The sequence below is a fragment of the Halanaerobium kushneri genome, from assembly GCF_900156285.1.
Lineage (GTDB): Bacteria > Bacillota > Halanaerobiia > Halanaerobiales > Halanaerobiaceae > Halanaerobium > Halanaerobium kushneri.
Window position 1 is genome coordinate 21,872 of the sequence record NZ_FTNC01000003.1, and the last position, 12,701, is coordinate 34,572.

A 12,701-nucleotide genomic window follows, 5' to 3' on the forward strand; every position below is an offset into this window, starting at 1 on the left:
TTATGGATTTTAGCAGAGATGAAAAGGGACGAATAAAAAGAGATAGTTTAATTGAGGAAATAAGAAAAGAACTTAAGCGATTATATTTTCTTGAACAAATTAACAATATAGATTTAAGAATTGATTTATCTAACCATTTTTCTAAACTGACAGGAATAGAAACTGATATAATAATATTAAACTCTGCTAAACCATTATTGAAATTTCAGGTTTTGAAGCATGGAAAACCAATATATGTAAATGATGATTTTGACTATCCAGGTTATTTTTCTAAAAGTCTGAGGGAACACTTTGATTTTAAATATTATAAGGAATATCATTATCAAAAGATGAGAGAAAGATTAACTAAATCAACTTAGGTAAACTGAATTTTGATAAGAGGATGTGTTATACATGGTAGATAAAGATGTGGTTTTAAAATATTTATAGATTTTTTATTTTTTTTGCAGGAGAATTAACTTCAGTGTTGAATATGTAATATAGAGAATCTGATATATCACAGAAAAAATTAGGAAGTGTTACTATGGCAATTAATAAAAAAAGCCTGACAGATCAGGTTTATTCAATGTTAAAGGAAAAGATTTTAAATAGAGAGGTAGAACTTGGAGAGCAGTTAAATACCAGAGAGATTGCCGAAGAGCACGGTATTTCTTTGATGCCTGTTCGTGATGCTCTGCGTCGTCTGGCAAATGAGGATCTGGTTGAAAATAAACCGCGAGTTGGCTTTTTTGTTAAGAATTTTTCGGAAGCTGAAGTCAATGAAATTTTAGAGGTCCGCAAAATGCATGAAATTTACTGTCTTAAAAATTATTTTACTGATATTAATAGAGAAGTTATTTCTGATCTAAAAGATAAATTTGAGAATGGGCATAAAAAGTATTTTACCAGTTATGACAGTAAATTGCACAAAGAAATTGTGCTAGCCTCTCATAACGATTATTTAATTGACAGCTATCTAAAAATGATAAATCACTATACAATGCTGTTTAGTTATTTAAATTATAAGCGTTCGGAGACTTCTCATCAGGAGCATATTGATTTGATTGACTGTATTTTAAATGATAAAAAAGAAAAAGCAATGGAAATTTTATACCGTCATTTAGATAGAGTTGAGATTGCTGAAGATGCAGCAATAAAAAGAAGAGCTTAAAATTTGATGGTAAAAATGCAAATTTTATTTGCATTTTGTTGCTAAATGTTGTAATATTAAAAATAGAAAGAAAATAAAGGCAACAGAATAATTAAAAAATCTTTATTTAACAAATAAAGAATATTTTTTGCTCAACTCTGATATATCACATATCAAATAGTAGATAAATGATATCAGTAAAAGTTATTAATAAAATTTTTATTAAGATTATTCAGGCAGGAGTTGATTCTTGTGCAAATTAAAAAAATTGAACTTTTTAAGGTTCCACCCCGCTGGCTTTTCCTTAAAATTACTACTGATCAGGGGTTATCTGGTTGGGGAGAAGCAATTGTAGAAGGGAAAGCTGATACAGTAAGAGCAGCAGTAAAAGAAATGGAAAGCTACTTAATTGATAAAAACCCAATGCAGATAGAAGATATCTGGCAGACTTTATACAGAGGTGCTTTTTACCGGGGAGGGCCTGTTTTAATGAGTGCAATTGCTGGTATTGATCAGGCACTCTGGGATATCAAAGGTAAGTATCTGCAGCAGCCTGTTTACGAGCTGTTGGGAGGAAAGGTTAGAGATAAAGTTAGAGTTTATTCCTGGATTGGTGGAGATAGACCTGATAATGTAGCTCAGGCGGCTCAGGAAAAAAAGGATGCCGGATTTACAGCTGTTAAAATGAATGGAACTGAGGAATTACATTACATAGATAGTTATAAAAAAATTGATCAGGCAGCTGCCAGAGTTGCAGCTATTAGGGAAAAACTTGGCCCTGATTTTGGAATTGCAGTTGATTTTCATGGAAGAGTACATAAAGGAATGGCTCGAATTCTGTTTAAAGAATTAGAACCCTATCGTTTAATGTTTATTGAAGAACCAGTACTGTCTGAAAATATAGAAGCACTGGCTACAATGGATACTTTTGGAATTCCAATTGCTCTGGGAGAGAGATTATTTAGCCGCTGGGATTACAAAAAAGTTTTTGAGCTCAATAAAGTTGATATAATCCAACCTGATCTATCACATGCAGGTGGTATATCGGAGGTTAAAAAGATTGCAGCAATGGCTGAAGCCTATGATACAGCAGTAGCTCCTCATTCTCCACTGGGACCAATTAATTTAGCTGCCAGTTTGCAGATTGATGCTGTTACACCAAATGTTTTCATTCAGGAACAGAGCCTTGGTATTCATTATAACCAGGGAAATGGCCTTTTGGATTATTTAGTAAATAAGGAAGTATTTAAATATAAAGATGGATATGCGGAAATTTCTGACCAGGCTGGACTTGGTATAGAAATTGATGAGGAGCTGGTAAGAGCGGAAGCAAAATCAGCCCATAACTGGAAAAATCCTGTCTGGCGCAACCAGGATGGAACTATTGCAGAGTGGTAAAAATTTTAATTGCTTATTGTTTTCTCTAAACCATAATTAGGAGAGAAGAAAATGAATAAAATCAAATCCGAAATTATCAGTCAGGGTAAATATCTTAATGAAGCAGAAATTGATAAATATTTATCTGAACTGACCAGAGATATAATAGATGCAAAAATAAATAACCTCTTACTTATTCCACCTGATTACACACGTAAATCATCAGCTCTGGGACCAATAACTGAGAAATTATATTTTAAGCTGGTTGAACAGGTTAAAAATATTGAAATTTTGCCTGCATCTGGAACCCACGATCCAATGGACAGAAAAAGTCTTAAGTCTATGTTTGGGGAAATACCCTCAGATAGATTTTTAGCTCATAACTGGAGAAGTGAAACAATCAAAGTTGGCGAAATACCAGCTGCTAAGATGAAAGAATTTTCTCAGGGAGAATTAACTGAAGCGATTCCCTTAGAAATTAACAGGCACCTATTTGATGATAAATATGATCTTATTATCTCTATTGGCCAGGTTATTCCACATGAGGTTGTAGGGATGGCAAATTATACTAAAAATATTGTAGTTGGCTGTGGAGGAGATCAGATAATTAATAAATCACATTTTCTGGGAGCTCTTGCCGGAATGGAAAAAATAATGGGAAAAGATCATTCTCCGGTTAGGAAGCTTTATGACTACTGTCAGCAGAAATTTTTAGCTCAACTTCCGCTTTTATATTTAATGTCTGTTAACTCGCCAGTAGGAGACAGCAAAACTGGTTTGACAAAGATTAAAGGTATTTTTGCTGGAAGTGAGAGAGATAGTTTTGAAAAGGCAGTTGCTTTGAGTCAGCAGCAAAATATAATAAAAGTAGAAAAACCACTGGAAAAAGTTGTAGTTTACTTAAAAGAAGATAAATTTAAAAGCACCTGGATTGGTGGTAAGGCAATTTATCGAACCAGAATGGCAGTTGCCGATGGGGGAGATTTAATTATCATTGCTCCGGGTATCCATAAGTTTGGAGAAGACAAAGAAATAGATAGACTGCTGCGTAAATATGGCTATCGGGGGACAGAAAAAACTCTGGAGAACTTGCATAATAATTCGGAGTTACAGGAAAATCTTTCGGCAGCAGCCCATTTGATTCATGGTTCTTCTGAAGGCAGATTTACAATTTCACTGGCGTCGCCAAAATTAAGTCAACAAGAAATTGAAGCTATAAATTTTAATTATTTAGATTATCAGCAAACAATTGAAAAATACAAAATAGATGAGTTAGAAAATGGTTTTAATAATGTAAATGAAGAAGAGATCTTTTATATCAACAATCCTGCTACAGGATTGTGGGTATATCAAGATAAATAAGTAAAACAGGAGCAAGTTTATAATCCTATAAGCCCTTTAAAAAATCTTGGTGCAGGAGGTGGTAGTTTAAAAGAGGGGAGATTCATAGTATAATATGTTTGGTCAATTTATTTTAATTAATTAACTTAAACTAAAAAATATCTTACAGGAGGAAATTATCTTGAGAAAAAATTTAATTATTAACTTATCACTTGCTCTATTATTGGTTTTAACATTCACAGTGTCTACAATGGCGGCAGAATATACTATTAATGCTGGTATCGGTCTTAACGATAAATCCGCTCAGTACAAGTCTCTGGAATTCTTTAAAGAATTAGTTGAGAAAAATAGTGACGGTCAGATTGAAGTAAACCTTTATCACTCCAGTCAGCTTGGTGACGATAGAGAGATGATGGAAGCTCTGCAGATGGGTGTACAGGAAATGACCTGTCCTTCTACAGCTCCTATCGCTCCTTTTGTTAATGGATTTAAAGTCTTTGATTTACCTTTCTTATTCCCAACTCACGAAGCAGCAGACTATGTTCTTGATGGACCTGTTGGTCAGGATCTATTAAAGCAGTTAGAAGATGTTGGTATTGTTGGTCTGGCATTCTGGGAAAATGGATACCGTCAGTTAACAAACAGTGTTAGACCTGTTGAAACTCCAGAAGATGTTAAAGGTCTAAAAATTAGAACTATGGAAAATCCAATGCATCTGGCTGCCTGGAAAGAAATGGGAGCTAACCCTACACCAATGGCATTTGGTGAGTTATTCTCAGCTATGCAGCAGGGTGTTGTAGATGGTCAGGAAAACCCATGGGGTACAATTTACCTACAGAATTTCTTTGAAGTACAGGACTACACAACAAACACAGGACACGTATATTCTCCATTTGTACTTATGATTTCCAAGCAGTTCTATGACAAATTACCTTCTGACTTACAGGATGTAGTTTATGAAGCTGCTCAGAAAGCTAAAGATCACAACAGAAGAACAAACAGAGCAATGAACGCTGAATACTTAGAAAAACTGAAAGATGTTATGAATGTAACTATTTTAACTCCTGAGCAAAAAGCTGCTTTCCAGGAAGCTGTTCAGCCAGTATACGATCAGTTTAAAGATGAAATTGGTGCAGACTTAGTTGAAGAAGTACAGGCTCAGGTAAAAGAATTTCAGGCACAGCAGTAATTAGTCTGATATTTTAAGCAAAGAATCTTTAGAAGAATAATTAACTGATGAAGGGGGAGCTAATCCCCCTTCATTTTAAAATTCAAGCCAAATGGGTTTAAAGGGGAGAATATTATGGAAGACAAAGGGTTTTCTAATTTATTTTTTAGCATTTATAAATTTTTATTAATTTTATTAACTCTGGTAATGTTTATTATTGTAGGAGCAAATGTTTTCAGCCGTTTTGTTTTAAACAATTCACTTGGCTGGGCAGATGAACTGTCTCGATTTATTTTTATCTGGATTTCATTTCTGGGGGCTGTACTTGCTTATAATACTGATGACCATGTTGGTTTAAATTTTGTAATAGCAAGAATTCCATCAGCAAAAGTACAGAACATAGTAAATCTTATTTCTGATATTTTAATTTTACTGGTCGTATCATTTATAACCTATTATGGCTATATAGTGGCAACTTCAGCTACCAATGTATCACCTGCTTTATATATACCAATGAGCTATGTTTATTCGGTAGTTCCAGTTAGTGGTCTAATGATGGTAATAATTAATTTATCAAAAATCAAAAAACATATTGACTTATTTAAAGAAAATGAAAAAGAAATATCTGTTTCGGCTGAAGAATATGGAGGTGCTGAATAATGCTCTGGTTATTTTTAGGAACTTTATTTACTTTTGTACTGGCAGGGATACCTGTAGTATTTAGTCTGGGATTATCAAATATCGCAATTATGAATGCAATGGACCTGCCTTTTATGGTGCTTCCCTCAAAAATGATCTCCGGTATGAATAGTTTTCCACTGCTGGCGATTCCATTTTTTATGTTTGTAGGAGAGGTTATGAACCGTGGTGGAATTGCAAAAAGACTGGTTGATTTTGCGGATGCAATTGTAGGGCATATTACTGGAGGTTTAGGACATGTAAATATTCTGGCCAGTATGTTTTTTGGTGGGATTTCTGGTTCTGCGATTGCTGACACAGCTGCTATTGGTGGATTACTGATTCCACCAATGATTAAGCAGGATTATCCAGCTGATTATTCAGCTGCTATTACTGCTTCCTCAGCTGTAATTGGAATTATTATTCCTCCCAGCATTCCCTTTATTTTATATGGAATTATTACCAGTACTTCTATTGCCAGATTATTTTTGGCCGGTATTATTCCCGGTATTATTGTTGGGCTGGCTTTAATGATCACAACTTATTTTACTACTAAAAAACATGGTTATGGTCATATAGTTGAGTCCGAACAGGTAGCAGAATTTACTCTGGGTAGACTCTGGAAGACATTTAAGCGGGCCTGGCTTGCTTTAACAATTCCGGTACTTGTTGTAGGTGGAATATTAGGTGGTATTTTTACTGCAACTGAAGCGGGAGTTGTGGCAGCTTTTGTGGCTTTATTACTTGGTCTTTTTGCTTATAAAGAAATTACAGTTAAAGATCTACCCGAGATCTTTTTGGCTACTGCTAAAACAACTGCAATTGTATTATTTTTATGTGGAATGGCAATGGTAACTGCCTGGCTTTTAACAATGGCCCGAGTACCATTTACCTTATCAAATCTGCTGACTTCAATTACTAATAGTCCAATCGGAGTTTTATTAATTGCCAATGTTTTGCTATTTTTAGTAGGTTTTGTAATGGATTTAACCCCTGCAATGCTGATTTTAGCTCCGATTTTACTGCCGGTTATGGAATCAGTTGGTGTTGATCCTGTTTATTTTGGAGTTATTATGTCGATCAACCTGGGTATTGGTTTAATTACACCTCCTGTGGGAACAGTACTTTATGTTGCAACCGGGGTGGCTAATATAACATTAGAAGAACTTGTAAGGTCAATACTGCCCTTCTTATTTACTCTGCTGGCAGTACTGGGATTACTACTTGCTTTTCCCCAGTTAGTAATGTTTATTCCTAATTTAGTAAGTTAATTTTAAAAATAACATAAGCTATATTACTAGCAAGATTGGTTAAATAGATTTTAATTAGTTAGAAAAAGTTAATTAAGTGTAAGTGTTTTTAATAAGGAGTTGATTTTATTGCTTAGAAGTCAGGAAATTAGAAAGCAGGGTCCGGAAATTGATGCTCTGCGTATGGGAATGGACTGGAAAGCAGAAGATTTAGATAAAATGCAGATTGTAATTGCCAATACTTATGGCAATGGTCATCCAGGAAGTTTTCATCTTGATAAATATGTAAGTTTACTAAAAAAAGAATTAAAAGAGATTGATGTGATGGGCAGCAGAATGACAACCTCTGATATCTGTGATGGAATTGCCCAGGGACATGATGGGATGAATTATTCCCTGGTTTCCAGAGAAATGATCGCTAATATGGTTGAGATTCAGGCAATGGCAGCTCCTTATGATGGGATTGCTCTTTTTTCCAGCTGTGATAAGTCGGTGCCTGCACATTTAATGTCGATAATGAGACTTGATTTACCTGCGGTTCATATACCGGGTGGCTCTATGGCTCCGGGACCAGATGGTTTGACTTTAGAAATGATCGGAACTTATTCTGCTGAGCTGCAGCGGGGTGAAATTACAGAAGAGGAATTTAAAGAATATCAGTATTCAGCCTGTCCCAGCTGTGGAGCCTGTCAGTTTATGGGAACAGCTTCTACAATGCAGCTAATGGCGGAAGCTTTAGGTCTTGCTTTACCGGGGGCAGCATTAATACCTTCAACAAGCCAGGCACTGTCAGAAATGACAAAAGAGGCAGGACATTATTTAGTTGAGCTGGTCAAAAAAGGTCTGAAACCATCGGATATTATTAGCCGTAAATCATTTGAGAATGCAATAATGATTCATGCTGCTATCGGAGGTTCTACTAATGCCTTACTCCATCTGCCGGCAATTGCGCACGAATTTGGAATTGAAATTGAACTGGATGAGTTTGATGAGATCCACCGTAAAATTCCCTTTATTGCCAATGTCAAGACCAGTGGTCAATATCCAACCCACTATTTCTGGTATGCAGGTGGTCTGCCTGCAGTAATGAAGGAGCTAAAAGATTACCTACATCTTGACCAGATGACTATTACTGGAAAGACTTTGGGAGAGAATCTTGCAGAACTGGAGAGATTCAGCTATTTAGAATATATGGAAAGTGAAGCACCTGCTAATCTGCCTGATGATGTAATTTATCCTGCAGCAGAACCAATTAATAACGAAGGTTCACTGGCTGTGCTCAAGGGTAATCTGGCACCAATGGGGGCGGTTGTAAAACATTCAGCCGTTGAACCGGAAATGCATAAATTTAAAGGTAAAATTAAAGCCTTTGACACGGAAGAGGATGCTATGGAAGCAGTTCTTTCTGGTGATATTGTCTCAGGTGATGCAGTAATTATCCGTTATGAAGGACCCAAAGGGACTGGAATGCCTGAAATGTTCTACACCAGTGAGGCGATAGCTTCTGATGAAGTTTTAAATACTTCTACGGCCTTAATCACAGATGGCCGTTACTCGGGAGCTACCCGGGGGCCAGCAATTGGACATGTTTCTCCCGAGGCAGTAGATGGAGGCCCCATTGCTCTGGTTGAAGATGGAGACCTGATAGAAATTAATATTCCAGAACGGAGTTTAAATATTATTGGAATAGCGGGTGAGGAAAAATCTGCCGCAGAAATTGAGCAGGTACTGGCCCGGAGAAAAGAGAAGTGGGTTAAACCTGAACTAAAGTTTAATAGTGGAACTCTGGGGCTTTATGTCCGGCACGCAGTTCCAGCTGCTAAAGGTGCCTATATTGGTATGGACTAATAAATATTTTGGTTTGGACAGAAAATTAACTATAAATCATTTTGCTATGAGGTGAAAAAGATGACTAAAAAAGTTAAATTAGATCCCCAGACGGCTTATCTGCAGGCGGCTCCAGCACAGTATATCAATGAAAAAGGAATTCTGAAAAAAGCTGGCGCCTATGTCAGTGAATGGGGAGAGAGAGTTTTAATTACTGGTGGTGTGAGGGCACTTAGAGCTGCCGAGGAAGATTTAACAGCTTCTTTAGACGAATATGGTATCTACTGGGAGAAGAATGTTTTTAAGGGTGAGGTTTCTCAGTCTAATATGGAGATTATCAAAGAAAAAGCAGAAAAGATGAAGGCTGATTTGATTATTGGAGTTGGTGGTGGTAAAGCAATTGATACTGCCAAAGCAGCTGCCGAAGATCTCAGACTTCCAGTTGCAGCTGTGCCGACAATTGCAGCTACCTGTGCGGCAGGTTCAGCCTTTGCTGTTGTTTATACAGAAGATGGTCAGTTTGAAAGAGATTATTTTATGACTCAGAATCCGAGACTGGTAATGGTTGATCCTGAGATTATTGCTGAGGCACCTGCTAAATATTTAAAGTCGGGAATTTTAGATTCTTTAGCAAAATGGTATGAGGGTAAAGCAGTAGAAAGTGGAATAGAAAATCCCAGTCTGGAAACTGTTGTAGCTATGAATCTGGCAGAAATATTATATAATAAAATGCGAGCAGAGGCGATTACAGCCGTCGAACAGTGTGAAAATAATGACTTGGGTCCGGAGTTAAAGGAAGTTATTGATCTAAATATTTATCTAACTACAATTATTCAGAGTCTGGGCCAGAATACTTCTCGAGGAGCAGCTGCACATGGTATTCACAACGGAATGACAGCACTGGCTGAATCCCACGAATTACTACACGGGTTAAAAGTAGGTTATGGAATTATTGTACAGCTTTATCTGGAGGAAAAGGATCAGGACTATATAGATGATGTGATTGAGTTTTTTAATCAGCTTGGTTTGGTTCCTTCCTTTAAAGGTCTGGGACTTCCGTTTACCGAGGAAAATCTTGCGAAAATAGCAGCTAAATCTGTCAATGATACAGTAATGCTCAAGATGCCCATTAAAGTAACCGAAGAGATGATAATTGAGGCTATGCAGAAGGTAGAAAAAAAGGTAAATTAGTAAGATTAAAAAAACGAAGTTGAAAAAGCTATAAATTATTTAAATTTCTCCCTCCGAGGAATTAACATTAAAGCCAGCCCATTTGGGCTGGCTTATTATTTTAGTCAGGATAATCCTTCGTATTTATAAAAAGACTGGAAGATTTTATCCAGACCATACTTTTCAGGTGAAAATATATATTCGGTGTTGCCGAGGAAAAAATAACCGCCTGGATTTAAGACCGAAGTAAACTTTTTAATCAGCTCGTCTTTCATGTCTTTGGTTAAATAAATAAAGAAATTGCGGCTTAAAATTAAATCCCAGTCGTTTTTAAAACGAGCATTGATTAAATCCTTCTGCTCGAAATTTACCATTCTTTTGATTTCAGAACTGAGAGCATAAGTTTTGCCATCACTGCTTTCTTTAAAATATCTCTTTAAAAGTTTATCGGAAACATTTTTAAGAGAGTTTTCCTTATATTCAGCTCTGCGGGCGGTATCCAGAATTGTGTGATCTAAATCTGTAGCATAAATTTCAAATTTAGATGGTCTGATCCCCATCTCCTTTAAAATAATGGCCAGAGTATATGGTTCCGAACCATTAGAACAGGGAGCACTCCAGATTTTAACTTTTTCATTTGTTTCAAATAATTTTGGAAAAACATCTGACTTTAAAAACTCAAAATTTTCCGGATTGCGAAAAAACTCCGAGGTGTTAATGGTAAAATGGTTTAAATATGCATCTTTAAATTCCCCATCATTTTTGATTAAGTTAATACACTGATCAAAATCATCAACCTGATATCGGCGCATCAGGCTCTTAGTCCTTCGCTCAACTCGATCTAGTTTATAGCCATCTAAATCAATATTTAAAATTTCCTTAGCCTGATCTTTAAATTCTGTAAAAGTAATAGCCATTAAATTTATCCCTCCACGATTTCTGTAATTCTCCTGCCAATTTCATCTATTCTTTTAATTTCATGATAAGCACCAGCCTTTGCCGCAGCTGAAGGCATGCCATAAACAAGTGCAGTCTCTTTAGATTCTATTATACCATATCCACCCTGGTTTACAATGGCAGACATTCCTTCTGCTCCATCATGACCCATTCCGGTTAAAATAACTCCCAGGAGTCTATCTCCACTGAAGTTTTCAGCAATACTTTTCATCATATAGTCCACACAGGGTCGAACACCGTGCAGTCTGTCTTTCTGATTCAATTTAACTTTTCCCTGAGCGTCAATTTCTAAATGATAATCTCCAGGAGCTAAAAGTCCATGACCGGGTTTAAGCTGGTCGCCAGCTTCTGCCTCTTTAATTTTAAGGCCAGAAATATTATTCAATCTTTCAGCTAGAGTTTCTGTAAATCCCGCCGGCATATGCTGTACTATCACAAAAGCAGCCGGAGAATTTTTTCCGATATCTGCAAACAGCTTATTTAAAGCTCGCGGTCCTCCCGAAGAGGAGCCAACTGCCACAATCGGAAAACCTCGATTTTTTTTGATAACTTTTTTCTTAGCCTTCTTATTTGTTATTCTGCCTTTAGAATCAGCAGCAGCCTTCAATTTAAGCAGCAGTTCTTCTTTGATTGAGTCAATATTTAAAGAAATAGAGCCTGAAGGTTTGGGGATGAAGTCAAAAGCACCCAGCTCCAGTGCTCTAAATACTGTTTCGCGATTATCCAGAGCACTGACCATAATTACAGGTATTTCGGGATATTTTTCTTTAACAATTTCTAAGGTTTCAAGGCCGTTAAGTTCAGGCATTTCAACATCCAGCATCAAAAGATCTATATCAATTTTTTTGAGTTTGCGCAGAGCATCTTTACCGTTATAGGCAGTGGCCGCAACTTTGAGTTCTGCATCTTTTTCAATAGTATCCGAAAAAATTTTTCTCATAAAAGCGGAATCATCACAGATTAAAACTTTGAGCATGATTTTAACCTCCCTTATTATCTCTGTCTCTAATTTATATATTCTTTGTTTGCCCTAAAAAACCTCTTTAAATATCTGATTATTATCCTAATAATTATCGAATTTTGCTCAATCTGTCAAAAAATGTCTCAAAATATCTGGAGCCTCAAATGACTCTATGTTATAATATAGATAAAGAAACTTTAAAAGTAACTCTTTAATCAATTTTTATAAAAATGTTAACAGGAGTGAGACTCATGGAGCTTATAAATTGTAAAGAATGTGGTAAGTTGTTTTCTTCAGGTGGACAGAAAGTCTGTCCTGATTGTCGTCAGAGTGAAGAGGAAAAGTTTGAGCTGGTCAAGGAATATCTCTGGGAAAATCCTAATTCAACGGTTAAAAAAGTCTCAGAGGATACTGGAGTAGAAAAAGAATTAATTATTAAGTTTATGCGGGAAGACAGACTGGCTGCTGAGGGGCTGCTGGTTGACTACAGCCTGAAGTGTAAGCGCTGTGGAACTGAAATTCAGTCGGGACTCTTTTGTTCAAGCTGTCGTTCCAAGATGATTAGTGACTTTAATCAGGGTTCTGAGCCAGAGGAAGAAAAGAAAAAAAGCAGTCAGGAAATGTTTTTAAAGGAACGTTTCAAAAGGAATAATTAGTTAAAATAATGAATGAAAAATTAAAGGACAAATAATCTGCTTTCTATTTAAGATTAAAATATTAGTTTAAAAATGCCAGGCTGAATGATCAGAGTTGATATTTTCAGTCTGACATTTTTGAGAAAGAATTTTCAAAATAATCTTTTAATTTAGTGAGGATATGATATAATAATAGTTGAAGTCGGAT

Annotated in this window: 12 protein-coding genes; 10 read left to right on the forward strand and 2 right to left on the reverse strand. The window is 36.1% G+C overall.

What is annotated here, in order from left to right:
• Positions 1 to 2: 2 nt before the first annotated feature.
• From BW929_RS02865 to BW929_RS02905, 9 genes are all read left to right on the forward strand, one after another.
• Positions 3 to 359 carry a nucleotidyltransferase domain-containing protein gene (locus BW929_RS02865; RefSeq protein ID WP_076543876.1) on the forward strand — a complete coding sequence of 119 codons (357 nt, stop codon included), beginning with the start codon at positions 3 to 5 and terminating at the stop codon, positions 357 to 359.
• A gap of 164 nt (positions 360 to 523) precedes the next feature.
• Complete coding sequence (locus tag BW929_RS02870) at positions 524 to 1,150, forward strand: GntR family transcriptional regulator (protein WP_076543877.1); 627 nt, start codon at positions 524 to 526, stop codon at positions 1,148 to 1,150.
• Positions 1,151 to 1,381: 231 nt separating this feature from the next.
• A complete protein-coding gene (gene dgoD, locus BW929_RS02875) occupies positions 1,382 to 2,527 on the forward strand; it encodes a galactonate dehydratase (protein WP_076543878.1) in 1,146 nt (381 codons plus the stop codon).
• A 51-nt stretch (positions 2,528 to 2,578) separates the two neighbouring features.
• A complete protein-coding gene (locus BW929_RS02880) occupies positions 2,579 to 3,868 on the forward strand; it encodes a nickel-dependent putative hexonate epimerase (protein WP_076543879.1) in 1,290 nt (429 codons plus the stop codon).
• Positions 3,869 to 4,028: 160 nt separating this feature from the next.
• On the forward strand, positions 4,029 to 5,036 hold the full coding sequence (locus BW929_RS02885; protein WP_076543880.1) for a TRAP transporter substrate-binding protein: 1,008 nt from the start codon (positions 4,029 to 4,031) through the stop codon (positions 5,034 to 5,036).
• 114 nt (positions 5,037 to 5,150) lie between these two features.
• Entirely contained in the window at positions 5,151 to 5,675 is a 525-nt protein-coding gene (locus BW929_RS02890) for a TRAP transporter small permease (RefSeq protein WP_076543881.1), read from the forward strand.
• A complete protein-coding gene (locus BW929_RS02895; protein ID WP_076543882.1) occupies positions 5,675 to 6,964 on the forward strand; it encodes a TRAP transporter large permease in 1,290 nt (429 codons plus the stop codon). The genes BW929_RS02890 and BW929_RS02895 overlap by 1 nt, the downstream gene beginning before the upstream one ends.
• Positions 6,965 to 7,072: 108 nt before the next feature.
• Positions 7,073 to 8,791: a dihydroxy-acid dehydratase gene (ilvD, locus tag BW929_RS02900; protein ID WP_076543883.1), complete on the forward strand. Its 1,719-nt coding sequence runs from the start codon at positions 7,073 to 7,075 to the stop codon at positions 8,789 to 8,791.
• Positions 8,792 to 8,851: 60 nt separating this feature from the next.
• The gene (locus BW929_RS02905; protein WP_076543884.1) at positions 8,852 to 9,961 is read left to right on the forward strand and encodes an iron-containing alcohol dehydrogenase family protein; all 1,110 of its coding nucleotides are present in this window, start codon (positions 8,852 to 8,854) and stop codon (positions 9,959 to 9,961) included.
• A 104-nt stretch (positions 9,962 to 10,065) separates the two neighbouring features.
• Here the strand turns inward: BW929_RS02905 and BW929_RS02910 are convergent, their stop codons facing one another.
• Positions 10,066 to 10,857 carry a CheR family methyltransferase gene (locus tag BW929_RS02910; RefSeq protein WP_076543885.1) on the reverse strand — a complete coding sequence of 264 codons (792 nt, stop codon included), beginning with the start codon at positions 10,855 to 10,857 and terminating at the stop codon, positions 10,066 to 10,068.
• Positions 10,858 to 10,862: 5 nt separating this feature from the next.
• The gene (locus BW929_RS02915) at positions 10,863 to 11,873 is read right to left on the reverse strand and encodes a protein-glutamate methylesterase/protein-glutamine glutaminase (RefSeq protein WP_076543886.1); all 1,011 of its coding nucleotides are present in this window, start codon (positions 11,871 to 11,873) and stop codon (positions 10,863 to 10,865) included.
• A gap of 236 nt (positions 11,874 to 12,109) precedes the next feature.
• On the opposite strand from BW929_RS02915, the gene BW929_RS02920 reads away from it, so the two are divergent.
• Positions 12,110 to 12,514: a flagellar protein gene (locus BW929_RS02920; RefSeq protein WP_076543887.1), complete on the forward strand. Its 405-nt coding sequence runs from the start codon at positions 12,110 to 12,112 to the stop codon at positions 12,512 to 12,514.
• Positions 12,515 to 12,701: the final 187 nt, after the last annotated feature.

Bases quoted from the DNA above. Each gene is read 5' to 3' on its own strand.
- BW929_RS02865 (WP_076543876.1), top strand. From the start codon at position 3: ATGGATTTTAGCAGAGATGAAAAGGGACGAATAAAAAGAGATAGTTTA.
- BW929_RS02870 (WP_076543877.1), top strand. From the start codon at position 524: ATGGCAATTAATAAAAAAAGCCTGACAGATCAGGTTTATTCAATGTTA.
- BW929_RS02880 (WP_076543879.1), top strand. From the start codon at position 2,579: ATGAATAAAATCAAATCCGAAATTATCAGTCAGGGTAAATATCTTAAT.
- BW929_RS02890 (WP_076543881.1), top strand. From the start codon at position 5,151: ATGGAAGACAAAGGGTTTTCTAATTTATTTTTTAGCATTTATAAATTT.
- BW929_RS02895 (WP_076543882.1), top strand. From the start codon at position 5,675: ATGCTCTGGTTATTTTTAGGAACTTTATTTACTTTTGTACTGGCAGGG.
- BW929_RS02905 (WP_076543884.1), top strand. From the start codon at position 8,852: ATGACTAAAAAAGTTAAATTAGATCCCCAGACGGCTTATCTGCAGGCG.
- BW929_RS02910 (WP_076543885.1), bottom strand. From the start codon at position 10,857: ATGGCTATTACTTTTACAGAATTTAAAGATCAGGCTAAGGAAATTTTA.
- BW929_RS02915 (WP_076543886.1), bottom strand. From the start codon at position 11,873: ATGCTCAAAGTTTTAATCTGTGATGATTCCGCTTTTATGAGAAAAATT.
- BW929_RS02920 (WP_076543887.1), top strand. From the start codon at position 12,110: ATGGAGCTTATAAATTGTAAAGAATGTGGTAAGTTGTTTTCTTCAGGT.